Below are 18284 nucleotides of genomic sequence, written 5' to 3' on the forward strand. Positions count from 1 at the left end.
CTGACACACCTCACCTCCCCTCGGCCGCCACGGCCATGATGTGCCGGGTGCGGTCGCGCAGCAGCTGGTGCGTGCGGTCGTGGTGGTTGCGCGGGTGCCACGCCATGCCGATCGTCACGGCGGGCAGCGCGAACGGGATCGGGAACGTGCGCAGCCCGAGCGTGTCGAGCATCGGCCGTCCCAGCCGGGCGGGCGCCACGCAGACGACGTCGGTCTCGCGGACCAGGAACATCGCGCTCGCGAACGTGGGCACCACCGCCGCCACGCGCCGGCGCAGGCCCAAGGCGCCGAGCTGGTCGTCGATCGGGCCGTGCGCCCGCCCGCGCCGTGCCACGACGATGTGGTCGGCCTCGGCGAACCGTTGCGGTGTCACGGTTTTCGCCCTCACGAGCGGGTGTTCCCGCCGCACCACGCCGATCAGCGTCTCGGTGACCAGGGTTTCGGAGTGGATCTCCGGGTCACCGGCGCGGATGCTGCCGATCTCCAGGTCGAGCAGCCCCTCGCGCAGGGCCGGGGTGTTCTCCAGGTTCTCCGGCCGCAGGCGCAGCGAGATGCCGGGCGCCTGCACCCGCAGGTCGTCGATGAGCGACGGGATGACCGTCGTGGACAGCACGTCGGTGACCTGGAGGTCGAACATGCGCACCGCGGTCCGCGGGTCGGCCGTGGTGGACGGCGCGAACAGCGCCCGTGCCCTGGCGGCGACCGCGTGCACCTCACCGCGCAGCTCCAGCGCCCTGGGCGTGGGCACGAGGTCACGCCCGGCCCGCACGAGCAGCGGGTCGTCGAAGGCGCGGCGCAACCGGGCCAGCGCGCGGCTCATCGCGGGCGCCGACGTGTGCAGCCTGGCCGCGGCCTTGGTCACGCTGTTCTCGGCGAGCAACGCGTCCAGCGCCTCGATCAGGTTGAGGTCGAGGTAGTCCATGCCACCGATTATCACTTGCGCAACAGTTGCTTACCAGAGTTGCACTGGTGTTAATCGGCGAGCACTCCTAGCGTCGGTGACGTCAGCAGGAACCCAGTGGGGAGCAAGGACATGACAGGGAAAACGACTGTGCCGCGAGCAGTGGTGGTCGGCGCCGGGATCGTCGGACTGACGACGGGCCTCGCGCTGCGCCGGGCCGGGTTCGACGTGGTGGTCTGCGAGCACGCACCGGAGATCCGCGCCGCCGGGGCCGGGCTGGGGCTGTGGGCCAACGCGCTGGCGGTGTTCGACGAGCTCGGCATCGGCGACCAGGTGCGCGCCATCGGCAAACCCAGCGAGATGCACTTCCACGACCCGGCCGGGCGGCTGCTCGACACCCCGGAGTTCGGCGCCGAGGACCACCGGTACCTGCTGGTGCACCGGGCGAAGCTCAACGACCAGCTCGCCGACGCCGTGGGCCGCGAGAACATCCGGCTAGGCACCGGTTTCCGCGCGTACGAGGAGCACGCGGACCACGTCACGGTTCGCATGTCCGACGGCAGCAGCGAGGACGCGGACGTGCTCGTCGGTGCGGACGGGGCGTACTCGGCGGTGCGCGCGCAGCTGGTGCCGGGCTTCCCCGCCCAGGAGCACCCCGGTCACCACGCCTGGCGCGCGGTCGTCCCGGCCGCCGGGGTCTCGGTCCCGCGCAACCGCCTGATCCTGGGCTCCCACGGGTGCCGGGGCGGGTACGTGCGCACCCAGGACGGCAGCGTCTACTGGCTGGTGAACCAGTTCCGGTCACCGCCGCTGACCGGAACCCGCAGGCAGCAGGCCCTGGAGCGCGCCCGCTTTCTCGAAGACCAGGGCGAGGACCGCGTCCTGGCCGACCTGATCGAGTCGACGCCGGAGGAGCTGATCCTGCACAACCAGATCATGGTCGTGCCACCGCTGCCGCACTGGGTCTCGCAGCGGGTCGCGCTCGCCGGTGACTCGGCGCACGCGATGTCCCCGCACATCACCGCCGGCGCGACGCTGGGCATCGAGGACGCCGCCGTGCTCGGCCACCTGCTCGGGTCCACCGGTGACGTGCCCGCCGCGCTCGCCGGCTACGAGGCCGCGCAGCTCCCGCGCTACGCCCGCGTCGCGGAGCTGTCCGCGGCGGTCGAGCACGCGCCCACGCCGCAGGAGTTCGCATGGCACTACGCCGCGTTCAGCCACTGGATGCTCACCCAGCGGCCCCTCGCGCAGGACCGGGTGGGGGCATTCCAATGACGGACACCGGAGATGTTGCGCGCATAACGCTGGTCCATGCGGATGGGATTGCCGCCCCTGATTCACCCTTGTCGAATTCCGGCTCAGCGACTCGTCGCGGCGGCGGCCTTTCCGGTGCCCGCGCAGGTCGCGGCCTGGAGTAAACGTCGTCAGCGGCCCGTGACAATCACCTTCACCGGCTGACCGGCCTCCGACCAGCACACTGCCGAGTAGTCGCCGACGCGCTTTCGCGCGGAAGGAGAATATCTTTTCACCGCTTGGCTCCTATCGCGTCGCCCACGTCCTCGATACCAAGGACGTGCCGTAGCCCCGCACGTGATCGGAGCCCGCTTGTGACCGCATCCGCGCAGCACACCTGGACCACAGCCGCGACAACGGCCGACGAGTGGCTCGACCGTGCCCGGGAGGTGGCCGTCGTGCTCGCTGCCGACGCCGTTGCCCGCGACCGGGCCGGGGCCACGCCGTACGCCGAGGTGGCGTTGCTCAAGGACTCGGGTCTGGTCACCCTGCTCGGTCCGGTCGAGCACGGTGGTGGCGGGCAGGACTGGACCACCGCCTACCGGGTCATCCGCGAGGTCGCCGCGGGCGACGGCTCCATCGGCCAGCTCTTGGGCTACCACTACCTGTGGTTCTGGACCGCTCGCCTGATCGCCACCCCCGACCAGGTCGCCGCGGTGGAGGAACAGGCGACCCGTGAGCGCTGGTTCTTCGGCGGCGCGGTCAACCCGCGCGACAACGACCTGGTGGTGGTCGACGAGGGCGACGAGCTCGTCTTCACCGGCCGCAAGTCCTTCTCCACCGGCAGCAAGGTCTCCGACGTCACGGTTTTGGAAGGCGTGCTGGAAGGCACCGACAAGCACGTCTTCGTCATCGCCGCGTCCCACCAGGACGCCATCGTGTTCAACGACGACTGGGACAACCTCGGTCAACGGCTCACCGAGAGCGGCAGCGTCGAAATCCGCAGCGTGCGCGCATTGTGGTCGGATGCCTTGGGTCACGTCGACAAGCAGTTCCGGCCGCGGGTCTACAACAGCCTGAACGTGCCGCTGATCCAGTTGGTGTTCACCAACTTCTACCTCGGCATCGCCAGGGGCGCCCTCACCACCGCCGCCGCCTACACCCGTGACCGCACCCGGCCCTGGCCCTTTGCCGTCGACGTCAAGGAGACCGCGGTGCAGGAGTTCCACGTCCTGGACACCTACGGCGACCTCCAGTCCAAGCTGTGGGCCGCCGAAGCCCTGACCGACCGCGCCGCCGCGCTGATCGAGGCGATCAACACCCACCCCGACACCGTCACCGAACGCCAACGCGGCGAAGCCGCGGTCGTCATCGCCGCAGCAAAGCAGCGCGCCATCGACACCGGTCTGGAGATCGGCACCCGCGTCTTCGACGTCACCGGCGCCCGTGCCACCGCCAACACCGTCGGCCTGGACATCTACTGGCGCAACATTCGCACCCACAGCCTGCACGACCCCATCGCCCACAAACGCGCCGAGGTCGGCCGCTACGCACTGCTGGACGAACTGCCCGAACCCACCTGGTACACGTGACCCGCCCGTCCAGCTCGTGCCGGGCGGGTGCCGAGGTTGCCCCGGCACGGGTCCACGTTCGGCAAGGCGTCCCCGAACCCCCACTCAGTCGCGGTAGAGCGTATCGACGTAATAGTACGAACCGTCAACGTTGGCCACGAGCCAGATGACGACCTTGTTGATGCCACCCACCGGACCCTGACAGGAAGGATGCCCGGTGATCCGCTCGTTGTCGGCAGTTCGAGTGTCGTTCTTGTAGTAGCCGTTCGCCGTGTGGCAATCGACGACAACGGTGGTGGAGCCGGCGTTCCTGTCGTCGAACAGGCTGACATCGACGGTGACTGAACGGTTCGACCAGTGCGCCACTCCTGAGACGCAGCCGCTCTTGTTGTTGCATTCCTCAGGGAAGGGGTCGGACGGATAGTCCGCGGCACCCGCCGTGCCGATCGTCGTAGTCGCCAGCGCTGCAGTCATGGCCAGTGCCGACCCGAGTCGGGTGAGGACTGGCATCCGTGGTCCCTTCTCGGGCTTGGTGCTGCGGTTTGCCGCGTTCGCGGACGGGGTGGCGAGCTGGAGGCTCTGGTTCGCGACACGGCGCGTGAGATTCTTGGCCACGGTTTCCCCACTGGGTGATCGGACAGCCCGCCGCCGCTGTGGCGGTGCGTGTCTGCACAGTCCAACGGCAGCCCCTACACATCTCCTACACGGCCGTCATTCGGTCCTGGTCGGCGGCTTTGGCGTACGGCTCGGTGACCCGCCGTGCCCTGGCGTCGTGGTCCGGCAGCAGCGGGGTGCACCACTGCGATCGATCGCGATTCCCACAAGGCGATTCGCACGTATAGCGCACATCGTTCGATCCGAAAAGACCACTGTCCCAGCGAACGGTACGAGTGCCAGACGTTGACACAAAGGCTTGCCGGTCGGCTTCGCAGGCGCTTCCTTGGTGAGGCGCTGCTGACGGATCACCAGACGAGGCATCTGACAGACGAGCACCGCTCCAGGTCACCACAGTCCTGCCCACTCCACCGGCGAACGCGCCATCGCCGCCGCCTCGTCCACGGAGCTCCACGTCGATTCCACATCACTCTTTCCGCGGAGGACTCAGCATGAACCGCCACTACCGCACGGCGATCGTCGAGGCGCAGAGCGACCCGCTCACGACGGTTGCGGGCTTGGCCACGTCAGGCCTTCTCGACACGTACGTCGTGTACGAGGACTCGCAGGGGTGGTGGGTCGCCGGCGGTGCGGCGGCCGAGATCGTCCTCGGCCCCAAGACCGTGCGGTTCACCGAGGGCGCACGGACGGAAACGCGGCCGTGGGAAGGTGATCCGCTCGCCGTCGTGCAGTCCTTGCTGGCCGGGGTGGGGATCTCCGGCTGGCGAGCTTACGGCTGGTGCGCGTTCGAACTGGCCTACGCCATCGCCGGCGACGCCGCGGACGAGGAGGTTCTCGTCCACCTGATCATCCCGGAGACCGAGATCAAGCTGACGCCCGACCAGACCTTCGTGCGCAGTCTCGACAGAGACGCGCTCACCGCGGTCGAGGAGGCGCTGGGCAGCACGGCCGTCCTCCGCACCACTGCGCGGGATGTCACCGTGCGCCTGGACGCCACGGCGTTCGACTACCGCATCGGTGTGGACGCGGTCGTCAACGACATCGAAGCCGGCCGCATGCAGAAGGTCGTCCTCTCGCGCGTGGTCCCGGTCGACGACGAGATCGACTTCCCCGCCAGTTACGCCGCCGGCCGCCGTGTGAACACCCCTGCTCGGTCCTTCCTGTTGCAGATGGGCGATCTGAAAGCGTTCGGCTTCAGCCCGGAGATCGTTGTCGAGGTGGGAGCACAGCAGCGCGTTGTCAGCCAGCCGCTCGCGGGCACTCGCGCCCTCACCGGTGACCCCGAAACCGATCAGGCACTCCGCGAGGACCTGCTCTCGGATCCGAAGGAGCTCCACGAACACGCCATCTCCGTGAAGGTGGCCGTCGATGAACTGACCGGGACGTGCGCTCCTGACAGCGTCGTCGTCGAGGAGTTCATGACCATCAAGGAGCGGGGTTCGGTGCAGCACATCGCATCCAGGGTCGCCGGTCGGCTGAACCCGGACGGGAACCCGTGGGACGCGTTCGCTGCCGTGTTCCCCGCCGTCACGGCTTCGGGCGTGCCGAAGCTCGCCGCCTACGAAGCCATTCGCAAGTATGAGCCCACCTCGCGCGGCATGTACGCCGGCACGGTCATGACGATCGGCCAGGACGGCACGATGGATGCCGCGCTCGTCCTGCGCAGCGTGTTCTCCCGCGGTGGCAAGACGTGGCTGAGGGCTGGAGCAGGTGTGGTCGCGAACTCCCTTTCGGAGCGCGAACTCGAGGAGACCAACGAGAAGCTGGCCTGCGTCCACCGCAGCCTGATCCGCCGCGCCTGAACGTCGCGCCCCACCGGTTGCGCCAATCTCACAGCCAGGGCCGAATCCACACCGCTGCCCCGTGCACACGATCCAGCCGTCTTGAACCTCCTACAGGAAGAGCCACCGTGTCCGACTACCTGTTCGACAACACCGCCTCCCAGTCAGCAGGCCGGTTCTCAGCCTTGGAGACCTGCTACGACCACGTGACGCAAGGCAACCTGACGCGACTGGGCGTCGGCTCGGGGTGGAACTGCCTCGAGGTCGGGGGCGGAGGCGGATCGCTCGGAACCTGGCTCGCCGACGCCGTCGGCCCGACCGGGAGCGTGTTGCTCACCGACCTCGCCCCGAAGATCGCGCCGGACCGTGAGCGGCCCAACCTGACGATCGCACGGCACGACGTGGTCGACGACGACCTTCCCGAGGCCTCGTTCGACCTCATCCACTCCAGGCTGGTGCTGCTGCACCTGCCCGAGCGCCAGCAGGTCCTCAAGAGACTCGTGTCGGCGCTCAAGCCGGGTGGCTGGCTCGTGCTGGAGGAGTTCGACTGCGAGTGGACGCCCGTTCTGGACGCTCCGCACGCCGGCGCGAGCGACCTGTTCAGCAAGGTGCACGGAGCTGTGTTGCGTCTGCTCACCGAGGCAGGCGCGGACGTCACGTGGGGGCGCAACGTGCAGGCAGCCATGGCACAGGCGGGACTCAAGGACGTGTCCTCCACGACTTTCGCGGAATCCTGGGCCGGCGGTGGCACGGGCGCCGGCCTGCACCGCGTCAACACCGAACAGGTCGAGGACCAGCTCATCGCCGCGGGCATCACGCGGGAGTCGCTGCGGGAGTTCTGGACGCTGCTGGACGACCCGAACTTCGTGGTCAACTCCTACCCGTTGATCAGTGCGCGAGGTCAGCGTCAGGCCTGATCGACCACCGGAAGACCTCTGGAGCGGCGCGGACGACACGACGTCTGCACCGCTCCGGAGGTCGAGTTCAGCACCATCACGACGTGAGTGTCCTGCCAGCCGCGTAGACCGCGCCGAGCTCGACTCCGCAACGCCCGCCGGACAAGTCCGAGCAGGCCCAGCTCGGCGGAGCGGAGCGGAGCGAAGTGCGGCGGGCGTCACCGGCCTGCCAGGTGCTGGGCCGCGTAGGCCCGCCACGGCCGCCACTGCCCCGTCCTCTGCTCCAGCGCCTCGCCGGAGGTGGGCAGCCCCAGCTCCCGGGCCGCCTGCCGGACCCGCGTGTCCACCGCGAACGCGTCGGGATCTCCCAGCGCGCGCATCGCGATCGTCTCCACGGTGGTGCCGCCGATGCCGGTGAGACCGCCCAGCACCGCGCGGGCCCGCGACCGGTCGCCGCCGACGCTGAGGTCCAGCGCACCGGAGACCAGCGCTCCGGCCACCGAGCGGATCGCGGCCGCACGTCGCGGTGACACGGGCAGGTCCGCCTCGTGCAACCGGTCCGGGCTGGGGAACAGGTGCGTGAGCCCGCCGCCGGGGTCCACGACCGGGTCGCCGCACGCGGCCACCAGCCTCGCCGACGACGACCCAGCGGCGGCGCGCACGGCGAACTCGGGGCCGTCGACCGTGCGCGGCACCCGCCGGCCCGGCACCTTCGCCACGAGCGGTGCGAGCACCGGGTCGTGGCCCAGCAGGTCGTCCACGGCCACGGGGTCCGCGTCGAGGTCGAGCAGGAAGCGGCACCGGCTGATCGCGATCGACAGGTCGCGCAGGTCGGTGAGCGTCAGGTGGCAGCTCACGTGGCCGGGCAGCGCCCGCAGCTCGGCGATCGCGGGACCGTGCGGCAGCCGCAGGGTGCGGCGGTAGGCGCCGTCGCGCCACTCCTCCACACCGGGCACCGCGGTGGCGGTCAGCTGCTCGAACAGCTCGTCCGGCGCCAGCGGGGCGCGGAAGGGCAGCCGCAACGTCAGCGCGCCCGCCGTTCCCACCGGGCTCTTCACCTCGCCGGCGCGCGCCCGCAGCTCGGTGGGAGACAGGGCGAACACCTCGCGCACGGTGTCGTTGAACGTCCGCACGCTGGCGAAGCCGGCCGCCAGCGCCACCTCGGCCATCGGCAGCGCGCTGGTCTCGATCAGCAGCCTGGCCGTCTGCGCCCGCTGGGCCCTGGCCAGCGCCAGCGGACCGGCGCCGATCTCGGCGAGCAGCTGCCGCTCGACCTGGCGGGTGCTGTACCCGAGGCGTGAGGCCAGCCCGGGAACGCCCTCCCGGTCGACCACCCCGTCGGCGATCAGCCGCATGGCCCGCGCCACCAGGTCCGCGTGCACGTTCCACGCGGGCGAACCGGGGCTCGCGTCGGGACGGCACCGCTTGCAGGCGCGGAACCCGGCCTGCTGGGCGGCCGCCGCGCTGGGGTAGAACCGCATGTTCTCCGCCTTGGGCGGCACCACCGGGCAGCTGGGCCGGCAGTAGATCTTCGTCGTGACGACGGCGGTGAAGAACCACCCGTCGAACCGGGCGTCCTTGGACCGCACGGCACGAAGGCACCGCTCGCTGTCGTTGTGCACGCCACGAGCATCGCCCCGCTGCGCCGGTGTGGTCCAGCAGGAATGCGACATGTGTGGTGATGTCGCAAAACCGCCAGAAGGACCCATCACGCGGTGGTGGGGTCGGCTCCATGACCAGCCACGCGTGGGGAAACCGACCCCTGCTGCGCCTGGCCCGGCACGGGGTGGACGCGGCTGCTCATCCGCGTTCCATGTCCAGCAACCGCATCTTGCGCGGTAACCCGCCGCCGTAACCGGTCAGCGAGCCGTTCGCGCCCACCACCCGATGACAGGGCAGGATGATCGAGATCGGGTTGCGCCCGTTCGCGGCGCCGACCGCGCGCGAGGCGGTCGGCTTGCCGATGGCCAGGGCCATCGCGCCGTACGTCGTGGTGACACCGCACGGCACCGTGCTCAGCTCGCGCCACACGTCCAGCTGGAAGGGCGTTCCCCGTGGGGCGAGCGGCACGTCGAACACCTTCAGCTCGCCGGCGAAGTACGCGTCCAGCTGGCGTTCCAGCTCCCCGAACAGGCCGGGGTCGCGCACCCAGTCGTCGGCGATCGACGGCATGTACAGGTGGTCCGGCAGCATGTACAGGCCGGTGATCGACTCCCCGTCGCCCAGGAGCAACAGCTCTCCGATGGGCGTGGGGGTGGTGGTGGTGAACCTGCGCGGTCCCCCGAGCGGGGCCGCGAACTCCACAGGTGGCAGCGGGGCTGACGTCACCTGATCATGGTGGCGCATTCCCAGCCGCTTGACTGGCGGTTTTCCGACACGACCCGCACCGGGTCCCGGCCCGGACAGGTGAGGTCGCGAAGTCGCCAGAGCCGCCCGGCGATCACTGCCATGGTCGAGCTCATGACCCGGCCCGGCTTCACCACCGTCGTGCTGCTCGCGTGCGGAGCGACGTTCCTGTCGCTGCTCGACGCGACCATCACGAACCTCGCCATCACCGACCTGCACCGCACCTTCCCCGACGCCTCCGCGACCGACGTCACCTGGGTGATCTCCCTGTACGCGGTGCTGTTCGCCTCGCTGCTCGCCCCCGCCGGGCGGCTCGCCGACGTCGTGGGACGGCGTTCGCTGTACCTGTTCGGGGCAGGCCTGTTCACCGCGGCGTCGCTGCTGTGCGCCGTCGCCCCGACCCTGCCGGTGCTGCTGGTCGCCCGCGCGGTGCAGGGCGTGGGCGCGGCCGCGATGATTCCCGCGTCGCTGGCCGTGGCGCTGGTCGACTCGCCACCGGAACGCCGTGCGGAGGCCATCGGCCTGTGGGCCGCCGCTGCGTCGGCAGCCGCGGCCGCCGGACCCGTCCTGGGTGGCGTGCTGATCGACGCGTTCGGCTGGCGGTCGGTGTTCCTGGTCAACCTGCCGCTGGGCGCCGCGCTGCTGCTCGGCGTCCACAGGACCGAGAAGTCCGCGCGGCACAGCGGAAAGCTGCCCGACCTGCTCGGCACGGCGGTGCTGGCGTGCGGTGTCGGCCTGCTCACCCTGGGCGTGACTGAGGGGCAGACCTGGCGCTGGGACTGGCGGGCGCTCACCGCGCTCGGCGCCGGTGCGGTGCTGCTGGCGGTCGCAATCGTGCGCTCGTGGCGGCACCCGGTGCCCGCGCTCGAAACGAAGTTGTGGCGCACCAGGACGTTCGCGCTCGCCAACGCCGTCTCGCTGTTCTTCGGTGCCTCGCTGTACGCGTGGCTGCTGATTGGCGCGCTGGTGCTGGTGCACGTCTGGCACCTCTCGTGGCTGGTCGCCGGTCTGGTGATGAGTCCCGGCGCGGTGGTGTCCGCGGTCGTCGCTGCCCGCGTCGGCAAGGTGCTGGGCAAGCGCAACCCGCGGCTGGTGGTGTCGGTCGGCGCCCTGTTGGTGGTGGCCGCGGGGATGTGGCTGTACCTCGGGCTCTCCGCCGAGCCGCGGCTGTGGTCGCTGTGGCTGCCGGTGGGCCTGGTGGCCGGGCTCGGCATGGGTGCGGTGAGCACCGGTGTGTCGAGCGCCGCGGCGTTGTCCGTGCAGCCGAGTCAGTTCGCGGGCGCCACCGGGCTGACCATGGCCGTGCGGCAGATCGGCGGGGCGCTGGGCATCGCCGCGCTGGCTGCGATCCTTCCGGTCGAGGTGTCGTCAGATCCTGTTCCACACGGCCACGTGGTGCTGTTCTGCTGCGCGACGGCCGCGATCGCGGGCCTGATCGGCCTCGGCCTGTCCATCCACACCGGCGCGCCTGCACCACGCGCGGAGACCGTGCTGAAGCGGTGATCCCGGTGGAATGCGGGGTGGCGGCTCCCGCGGGCCGGACCAGGTTCACGGTCCGGCCCGCGGTGAACCTCAGCCGGTGGTGCAGGCCTGTCCGTTGAGGGTGAACGAGGCCGGGGCCGGGTTCGACCCGCTGAACGTGCCGTTGAACCCGATGCTCACCGACGCGTTCGGTGCCAGCGCGCGGTTCCAGGCCAGGTTGGTCGCCGTGACGTTGCCGCCGGACTGCGCAAGCGTGGCACCCCAGCCCGGCGGGGTGACCTGCTGGCCGTTTGCGTAGCCGAAGGCCAACGTCCAGCCGTCGATGGCGCCGGTGCCGGTGTTGGTGATGGTCACGCCCGCGGTGAACCCGTTGCCACCACCCCAGTTCGAGGCCGAGTAGGCGACCTTGCAGGTCCCGGTGCCACCGCCCGCACCGGTCGTCACCGACAGCGCCGGGGAGGTGGCCGAGACGTTGCCGGCCGCGTCCCTGGCGCGCACCTGGTAGCGGTAGGTGGTCGACGGGGTGAGGCCGGTGTCGGTGTAGGAGGTCGTGGCCGTGGAGCCGACGAGGGCGAACGACCCGCTGCCCAGGGCGCGGAAGACGTCGTAGCCGGTGACGCCGACGTCGTCCGTGGACGCGGGCCAGGTCAGCGTGAGGCCGCCGGCGGTCACGGCGGAGGCGACCGGGGTGCCCGGAGTGGACGGTGGCCGGGTGTCACCGGGTCCGCCTCCGCCGAAGACGGTGGCCTCCTTCGACGTCTGCCGGATGCCGTTGGCGCCGTTGAGGAAACGCTCGCCCCACGGCGTGAGGCTCGCCGGGTCGAAGGAGTTGGTCATGTCGAGGTAGCCGACCTCGGCGCTGTTCCCGCTCCACGACCAGCCGAGGTACCCCAGGCCGCGGGCCTGGGCCTGCGCCATGATCGTGTCCTCGTCCGGGTCGCCGTCGCTGTGCTTGTGCCCGAACTCCCCCACCACCAACGGCAGCCCGGCGGTGCGGAACGCGTCGAAGTACGCGTTGACCTCCGCCGCGGTGTCGTAGACGCCGTACATGTGGATGGAGAACACGGTGTTGCGCAACGGATCAGCGTTGAAGACCGCCGCCGCGTTGTCGCGCATGATGTTCTGCCAGTCCTGGCCCCACATCGGCGCGTCCGCCATGACCAGGTGCCGCAGCCCGGCACCGCGCAACCGGCTGACGGCACTGCTCGTGGCACTCGCCCACGTCGCACTGACCTGGGCGTTGTTGCCGAACGGCTCGTTGCCGAGGTTGATGACGACGTAGTCCTCCTGGCCCTGCAGCGCGCTCGCCACACCGGTCCAGTAGGTCGCGGCCTGGTCCAGGCTCGCGGCCCCGCTCTGCTCGCCGTACCCCGTGGTGTCGTGCACCTCCAGCACGCAGATCAACCTGTTCTGCTTGCACAGCGCGATGACGCTCGACACCTCGGCCGCCGGCGTCGGCCCCCACCGCTGCCCGCTGCCCAGCACGACCCGCACCGTGTTGGTGCCGAAGGACTTCATGTCCGCGAACGCCCTGGTCTGCGTCGGGTACCAGACGTGGGCGTGGTTCACGCCGCGCATCACGAACGTGGCACCGTTGCCCTCGACCACCCGAGTGCCCTCGACGTGCAGGCCCGGTGGTTGTGCGCCCAGGGCCGCCACCACCGCCGGGTACCAGCGGGCCTCGATCTTCTGGATGCCGGTGGTGCTGTTGGGGTGCACGCCGTCGGTGGTGTCCGTCGCGGTGCTGAACCCGGTCCACTGGTCCACGACCGTGATCGGCGAGGCCGCCGTGCTGTTCGCCCGCGCCCACGCGGGGATGGCGTTGTTCAGTTCGACCACGCGCTGGCCGCACGCCGAGCAGCCGGACGGGTTCATCGGGATGATCTGCGCGACGACGAGCTTCACCGCCGGGTTGCTCGCGCGCATCTGGCCGAGCATCGTGGTGTAGGCGGACAGGATCGTCTGCGCCGGGATGTTGTTCCACACGTCGTTCGTGCCCAGGTGCATCAGCACGACGTCCGGGCGCGCCGACGACAGCCAGCCGGGGAGCTGGTTGTCCCGCACGATGTTCGTGGCGAGGATGCCGCCGTGTCCCTCGTGCTCGCCGTCGTAGGTGAACCCGCAGCCCGACGCCGGGAGCGAGCCGACGAAGTCGACACCGGTGTGGCCGGTGTCCTGCAGGTGCTTCCAGAGCAACGCGCGCCAGCAGCCGGGCGAGCCGGTGATGGAGTCGCCGAGGGCCATGATCCGCACGGGCGCGGCGCCTTGCCTGGAGGCGTTGGCGATCGCGGCGGGCCCGGCGGCCATGCGCGCGGGCGCGGCGGGGGGCTCAGGCGCGGCAGCGGCTTGCACAGGCGAGGCGGCGGGCTCAGGCGCAGCAGCGGCTTGCCCAGGCGAGGCGGCGGGCCCAGGCGCGGCAGCGGCGGGCCCAGGCGCGGCAGCGGCTTGCGCGGACGCGGCGGCGCCGGCCGGAACCGGAGCGATGACCGCGCAGGCGGCCAGGAGCAGGCCGGCCACCACCGCGCGTAGGAATCTCCAGGTCACAACGACCTCCTGGGAAGGTCCGACAGGGAAGGGCGATTTCTGGGAGCGCTCCCGGAATGGGAACGTAACCACGCCGAAACCTGGCGGCACACCGCCGACTGGCCCCACCCGATCGCCCGTCCGACAACGGCGCGTCACTCCACTGTGGACCCGACATGCCCGGCGGGGCCGCATATGCGACGCAAACGTGGAGCGGCGCTCGCGCGGCAGGAGCTCCGACGCAACGCGGGCGTGAGTCGATGCCCGGCAAGGCCTCAGACGCGACGCAGGCATGGGTCGGCGCTCACGCGGCGCGACCTTTGACGCGACGCAGCCGCAGGGCAGTGCCCGCCCGACAGCACCTCAGACGCGACGCAGGCGCGGCCCGGTGCTCGCCCGGCACGACAGCTTCGGCGGTAGCAACGTCAGCGCCGCCGTCGGACGCCCGCTCAGCCGGGCGGCGAGCAGTTCCATCGCCTGCCGTCCCAGCTCCTCCGCGGGCAGCCGCACCGAGGTCAGCCGCAACTGCTCGGCGAGCTCGTCCGGGCAAATGGCCACGACCGCCACATCATCGGGCACCCTGCGGCCCAGCGCACGCAGGCTCGCGGCCACCCAGTTGAGCGCCGCCTCGTTGTGCACGACGAGCCCGGTCGTCGCCGGTTGGGTGCGCAGCAGCGACCGCACGGTGGCGAGCACCGACTCGTAGTCGCACTCGACCGGCAACGCCGTGGACGCGACACCGCGGCGCATGGCCGCCGCGCCGAACCCGGCCATCGCGCGCTGCGCGTAGCCGGCGTTGCGCTGGTACACGACGCTCGGGGAGCCGAGGAAGCCGATGCAGCGGTGGCCGAGGTCGGCCAGGTGGTCGACGCACCGCGCACCGGCCGCCTCGAAGTCGAAGTCCACGCAGGTGAGGCCGTTGACGACCGCTGGTCGTCCGATGAGGACGGACGGTCGGCCCATCTGCCGCAACAGCGGCACGCGCTCATCGTGCAGTTCCACGTCCATCACCAGGAAGCCGTCGACCTGGGCGTCGGCCGCGACCCGGCGCAGGTCCTGAGCGCCCCGGTCCGCCGTCATCAGCAGCACGTCCAGGCCGTGCGCGCGGGCCGTGGCGACCGCCGCCGTCACGAACCGCATCAGCACCGGCAGGTGCACGCCGGGCCGCAACGGCAGCACCAGGCCCACCACGTCTACCCTGCTGCTCGCGACCGCCCTGGCGCCGGCGTTCGGGTGGTAGCCCAGCTGCCTGATGCTCTCCCTGACCCTGGTGCGGGTCCGCGAGGAGATCGACCGCCGGCCCGTCAGCACGTAGGAGACGGTGCTCGGTGCCACTCCGGCATGCCTTGCCACGTCCGCGATGGTGACCACGTCGACACCTCCGAGAGTTGAAACGTTTCAAGCACGTTACGGACGCGGTCCTCCTCCGCTCACCACCAAAAGTTGTATCGTCACATTGACAGTTGACGGTCAGGGACGGCTTCCGCTTCGACTTGTTCGACACGCCGGGCTTCGAATGCACCGCCCGATTCGACGCACAACAGGAAAACGCTTTCCACATTGCTGCACAACGCATCCGCACCCTTGCGCTGGCGAGCGGAAGCGGTTCATCGTAGCCGTCGTGGATCCGCGACGAGGCGTTCTTCTCCCCCTGGTGGTCACGGCCGTGCTCACCGGGCAGCTGCCCGCCGTCGCGCACCCACCGCCCGGCGAGCACCTCGACCGCGGACTCGTCGCCGCCACCACCCCGGGCGGCGTCCACCTCAGCTGGCGCCTGCTCGGCCACGAGGCCACCGGCGCCACCGCCACGGGGCTGGCAGGACCCGACTTCGCCGTCTACCGCAACGGGAAGCGCATCGCGACCGTCACCGACAGCACCACCTACCTCGACGCGGACGCCGCGCCCGGTGCGCGCTACCGGGTCGCGCCGGTGCACCGCGGTGTCGTGCTCGGACGCAGCAAACCCGCGACGGCGTGGGCGGCGGCGTACCACGACCTGCCATTGCGCAGGCCCGCCGACGGCGTGACACCGGCCGGCGAGAGCTACACCTACTCCGCCAACGACGTCAGCGTCGGCGACGTGGACGGCGACGGGCAGTACGAGTACGTCGTCAAGTGGGATCCCAGCAACTCCAAGGACGTCTCGCAGGTCGGCTACACCGGGCCGGTCTACCTCGACACGTACCGCTTCGACGGCACCCTGCTGCACCGGATCGACCTCGGCGTGAACATCAGGGCGGGCGCGCACTACACCCAGTTCCTGGTCCACGACTTCGACGGCGACGGCCGCGCGGAGCTGATGACGAAGACCGCGCCCGGCACCAGGACCACCGGCCGCGACGGCCGCAGCCGGTACATCACCATGCCGCGCGAGGACGTCCGTGCGGGCTATGCGCACACCGACGACTACCGGCTCAGCCCCGAGGGTTACCGCAAGCACCTCGTCGCCGTGTTCCGCGGCTGGCACGAGCACCCCGAGGTGGTCTCCGGTCGCTGGCCGGCCACGCTGGAGCAGGCGTTCGGCCTCGAACCGCGCTACCGCTACCCGCTGTCCGAACCGGACGCCGCCGCGCTGGTCGACCACTTCCTGGACGTCTACGCGCCGTCGCGCAGCGCCAACAACAAACTGCGCCAGTTCGCCGGGTTCATCGTCGACGGCCCGGAGTACCTGACCGTGTTCGACGGCGCCACAGGACGAGAACTGCAGACCGTCCGTTACGAACCGGGCCGCACCGACGACGGGCTGATGTGGGGCGATTACGCCATGCCCCGCATCGAGCCGGGCAACCGGGTCGACCGGTTCCTCGCGGCGGTCGCACACCTGGGCGGCGAACACCCCTCCGCGATCTTCGCGCGTGGCTACTACACCCGCTCCACCGTCGCGGCTTACGACTGGGACGGCCGGCGGCTGAAGAAGCGCTGGCTGGCCGACAGCGGCTGGGTGCCGATGACGAACCCGTTCCGCGACACCCCGCACGGCCGCGACGGGACCAGCCCCACCCATGCCGGGCTCACCACGCAGGGCGCCCACTCGCTGAGCGTCGCGGACGTGGACGGCGACGGCCGGCAGGAGATCGTCTACGGCGGCGCGACGCTCGACGACGACGGTTCGCTCGCCTACAGCTCCACCGGTGTGCTGCCACCGGGCAGTGCGGACCCCGGCGCCACGGTCCGGGTCGGTCACGGTGACGCCCTGCACGTCACCGACATCGACCCGGACCGTCCCGGCCTGGAGATCTACATGGTCCACGAAGGCGCCCGCAACGCCCCGTACGGCTACGCGCTGCGGGACGCGCGGACCGGCCGGACGATCTACGGCGCCTACTCCGGCATGGACACCGGCCGGGGCATGATCGGCGACGTGCGCCCGGACGTGCGGGGGCTGGAGACGTGGGCGTCGATGCCGAACGGCTCGGAGTCGGCGGGCATCTGGAGCGCGGACGGCCGTCAGCTCGAAAGCCGTTCTCCTGGAACGAACATGAGCATCCGCTGGGCCGGCGACCTCACGACCCAGATCGTGAACGGCGCCGGGGACGTGACACCGACCGTCGACGACTGGCGGCGCGGCACGTTGCTCACAGCGACCGGGACGCGCACCAACAACGGCACCAAAGGCACCCCGTCGCTCGTCGCCGACGTCTTCGGCGACTGGCGCGAGGAGCTCGTCGTGCGCACGCAGGACAGCTCGGCGTTGCGCTTCTACCTCAGCACCGAACCGACCAACCACAAGATGTACACGCTCATGCACGACCGCCAGTACCGCGCCGAGGTCGCCCGCCAGCAGACCACCTACAACCAGCCGTCCCACCCGAGCTTCTACCTCGCGTCGGACACGGACTGGTCGCGCGTTCCCCTGCCCTCGCACCGATTGGCCGAACCATGATCCGCAGAGTTCTCGTCGCGGCGGCCGTGCTGCTGAGCACCGTCGCCGTGGTCCCGGCAGCCGCCGCGGCCACCACGAGCCCGCCCACCGACCCGAACGTCCGGTACTTCGGCCGGTGGAACACGAGCACGTCGAGCGCCTACGTCTCCGAGTGGGCGGGCGGCTACCTCGTCGTCGGCTTCACCGGCCGGACGGTGAAGCTCAAGCAGCGCCGGGCGATCGACTTCTTCGTCAGCATCGACGGCGGACCCGACGTGTCCTATGTCAACCGCAGCGGCACGGTGGACCTCACGCCCACCCCGCTGGCCACCGGCAACCACACCCTGCGCGTCTCCTACCGCCCGATCGCGGGCTCGTACAAGGGTGACGCGGTATACCAGGGCATCGAGATCGACACCGGCGCACGGACGTTCGCCCCCACCGTGCCGTCGAAGCTCATCGAGTTCATCGGTGACTCGATCACCGTGGGCCAGCAGTCGTCGAAACAGGCGCTCACCGCCTATGGCTGGCTGACCGGCGAGAAGCTCAAGGCCGCTCACACGCAGATCGCGGTGGGCGGCGCGTGCCTGCACCCGGCGGCCGACGGCTGCCTGAGCATGCGGGAGGGCTTCCTGCGCACCGGTCTCGCGCTGACCGCGCCCGCGTGGGACTTCGGCCGCTACCGGGCGAACGCGGTCGTGATCAACCTCGGCACCAACGACGTCGGGCACAGCGTCACCAAGGACCAGTTCCGGTCCTCCTACGTCACGCTGCTGCGCCGCGCACGGGAGAAGTACCCGACCGCGGCGATCTTCGCGCTGGGCACCTTCCGCAAGCGGTACGTGCCCGAGACCCAGGCCGCGGTGCGGGAGCTCAACGCCGGTGGCGACGCCAACGTGCACTTCGTCGCCACCGACGGCTGGATCGACGAGGCCACCGACACCACCGACAACGTGCACCCCAACGACCAGGGGCACCGCAAGATCGCCGAGCGCCTGGCGCCGATCGTCGCCGCGCGGATCTGAACCGTCTCGGAGATCGGAGAACTTCACGGCCGCACAACGCAAACACGCT

General features: G+C 70.6%; 14 protein-coding genes. 8 read left to right on the forward strand and 6 right to left on the reverse strand.

Annotated elements, in window-relative coordinates:
- Positions 1 to 10: 10 nt before the first annotated feature.
- Entirely contained in the window at positions 11 to 922 is a 912-nt protein-coding gene (locus ADL03_RS01405; RefSeq protein ID WP_053731475.1) for a LysR family transcriptional regulator, read from the reverse strand.
- A 111-nt stretch (positions 923 to 1033) separates the two neighbouring features.
- On the opposite strand from ADL03_RS01405, the gene ADL03_RS01410 reads away from it, so the two are divergent.
- The gene (locus ADL03_RS01410; RefSeq protein ID WP_053731628.1) at positions 1034 to 2176 is read left to right on the forward strand and encodes an FAD-dependent monooxygenase; all 1143 of its coding nucleotides are present in this window, start codon (positions 1034 to 1036) and stop codon (positions 2174 to 2176) included.
- A 332-nt stretch (positions 2177 to 2508) separates the two neighbouring features.
- Positions 2509 to 3726, forward strand: coding sequence for an acyl-CoA dehydrogenase family protein (locus ADL03_RS01415; RefSeq protein WP_053731476.1), 1218 nt, complete (start codon positions 2509 to 2511; stop codon positions 3724 to 3726).
- 84 nt (positions 3727 to 3810) lie between these two features.
- Here the strand turns inward: ADL03_RS01415 and ADL03_RS46505 are convergent, their stop codons facing one another.
- On the reverse strand, positions 3811 to 4320 hold the full coding sequence (locus ADL03_RS46505; protein WP_157527779.1) for a hypothetical protein: 510 nt from the start codon (positions 4318 to 4320) through the stop codon (positions 3811 to 3813).
- A gap of 491 nt (positions 4321 to 4811) precedes the next feature.
- Between ADL03_RS46505 and ADL03_RS01425 the strand changes: the two genes are divergently transcribed.
- Positions 4812 to 6122, forward strand: a complete 1311-nt coding sequence (locus ADL03_RS01425; protein WP_053731478.1) for a salicylate synthase — start codon at positions 4812 to 4814, stop codon at positions 6120 to 6122.
- Between the two features lie 107 nt (positions 6123 to 6229).
- Positions 6230 to 7018, forward strand: coding sequence for a class I SAM-dependent methyltransferase (locus tag ADL03_RS01430; RefSeq protein WP_053731479.1), 789 nt, complete (start codon positions 6230 to 6232; stop codon positions 7016 to 7018).
- Positions 7019 to 7215: 197 nt separating this feature from the next.
- Here ADL03_RS01430 and ADL03_RS01435 read toward each other — a convergent pair whose 3' ends face one another.
- Both ADL03_RS01435 and ADL03_RS01440 read right to left on the reverse strand, forming a co-directional pair.
- Positions 7216 to 8619, reverse strand: coding sequence for a DNA-3-methyladenine glycosylase 2 family protein (locus ADL03_RS01435; protein WP_053731480.1), 1404 nt, complete (start codon positions 8617 to 8619; stop codon positions 7216 to 7218).
- Positions 8620 to 8797: 178 nt separating this feature from the next.
- The gene (locus ADL03_RS01440) at positions 8798 to 9301 is read right to left on the reverse strand and encodes a methylated-DNA--[protein]-cysteine S-methyltransferase (RefSeq protein ID WP_231641352.1); all 504 of its coding nucleotides are present in this window, start codon (positions 9299 to 9301) and stop codon (positions 8798 to 8800) included.
- 144 nt (positions 9302 to 9445) lie between these two features.
- On the opposite strand from ADL03_RS01440, the gene ADL03_RS01445 reads away from it, so the two are divergent.
- Positions 9446 to 10846 carry an MFS transporter gene (locus tag ADL03_RS01445; RefSeq protein WP_053731482.1) on the forward strand — a complete coding sequence of 467 codons (1401 nt, stop codon included), beginning with the start codon at positions 9446 to 9448 and terminating at the stop codon, positions 10844 to 10846.
- A gap of 69 nt (positions 10847 to 10915) precedes the next feature.
- Here ADL03_RS01445 and ADL03_RS01450 read toward each other — a convergent pair whose 3' ends face one another.
- Positions 10916 to 13132 (reverse strand): cellulase family glycosylhydrolase, encoded by a 2217-nt coding sequence (locus ADL03_RS01450; protein WP_053731483.1) that lies wholly within the window; start codon positions 13130 to 13132, stop codon positions 10916 to 10918.
- A gap of 579 nt (positions 13133 to 13711) precedes the next feature.
- Positions 13712 to 14719 (reverse strand): LacI family DNA-binding transcriptional regulator, encoded by a 1008-nt coding sequence (locus ADL03_RS01455; protein ID WP_053731484.1) that lies wholly within the window; start codon positions 14717 to 14719, stop codon positions 13712 to 13714.
- A 92-nt stretch (positions 14720 to 14811) separates the two neighbouring features.
- On the opposite strand from ADL03_RS01455, the gene ADL03_RS48025 reads away from it, so the two are divergent.
- The 3 genes from ADL03_RS48025 to ADL03_RS01465 are packed head-to-tail and all read left to right on the forward strand — an operon-like array spanning position 14812 to position 18235.
- Positions 14812 to 14964, forward strand: coding sequence for a hypothetical protein (locus tag ADL03_RS48025; RefSeq protein ID WP_197287974.1), 153 nt, complete (start codon positions 14812 to 14814; stop codon positions 14962 to 14964).
- Between the two features lie 5 nt (positions 14965 to 14969).
- Positions 14970 to 17231, forward strand: a complete 2262-nt coding sequence (locus ADL03_RS01460) for a rhamnogalacturonan lyase (RefSeq protein WP_082372783.1) — start codon at positions 14970 to 14972, stop codon at positions 17229 to 17231.
- Positions 17228 to 18235, forward strand: coding sequence for an SGNH/GDSL hydrolase family protein (locus ADL03_RS01465; protein WP_053731485.1), 1008 nt, complete (start codon positions 17228 to 17230; stop codon positions 18233 to 18235). Before ADL03_RS01460 ends, ADL03_RS01465 begins: the two co-directional genes overlap by 4 nt.
- Positions 18236 to 18284 lie beyond the last annotated feature (49 nt).

This window comes from Nocardia sp. NRRL S-836 (assembly GCF_001279525.1).
GTDB lineage: Bacteria > Actinomycetota > Actinomycetes > Mycobacteriales > Pseudonocardiaceae > Lentzea.

Coding starts and splice junctions, on each gene's coding strand:
- ADL03_RS01465 (WP_053731485.1), top strand. CDS start 17,228: ATGATCCGCAGAGTTCTCGTCGCGGCGGCCGTGCTGCTGAGCACCGTC.
- ADL03_RS01410 (WP_053731628.1), top strand. CDS start 1,034: ATGACAGGGAAAACGACTGTGCCGCGAGCAGTGGTGGTCGGCGCCGGG.
- ADL03_RS01450 (WP_053731483.1), bottom strand. CDS start 13,132: ATGGCCGCCGGGCCCGCCGCGATCGCCAACGCCTCCAGGCAAGGCGCC.
- ADL03_RS01425 (WP_053731478.1), top strand. CDS start 4,812: ATGAACCGCCACTACCGCACGGCGATCGTCGAGGCGCAGAGCGACCCG.
- ADL03_RS01405 (WP_053731475.1), bottom strand. CDS start 922: ATGGACTACCTCGACCTCAACCTGATCGAGGCGCTGGACGCGTTGCTC.
- ADL03_RS01445 (WP_053731482.1), top strand. CDS start 9,446: ATGGTCGAGCTCATGACCCGGCCCGGCTTCACCACCGTCGTGCTGCTC.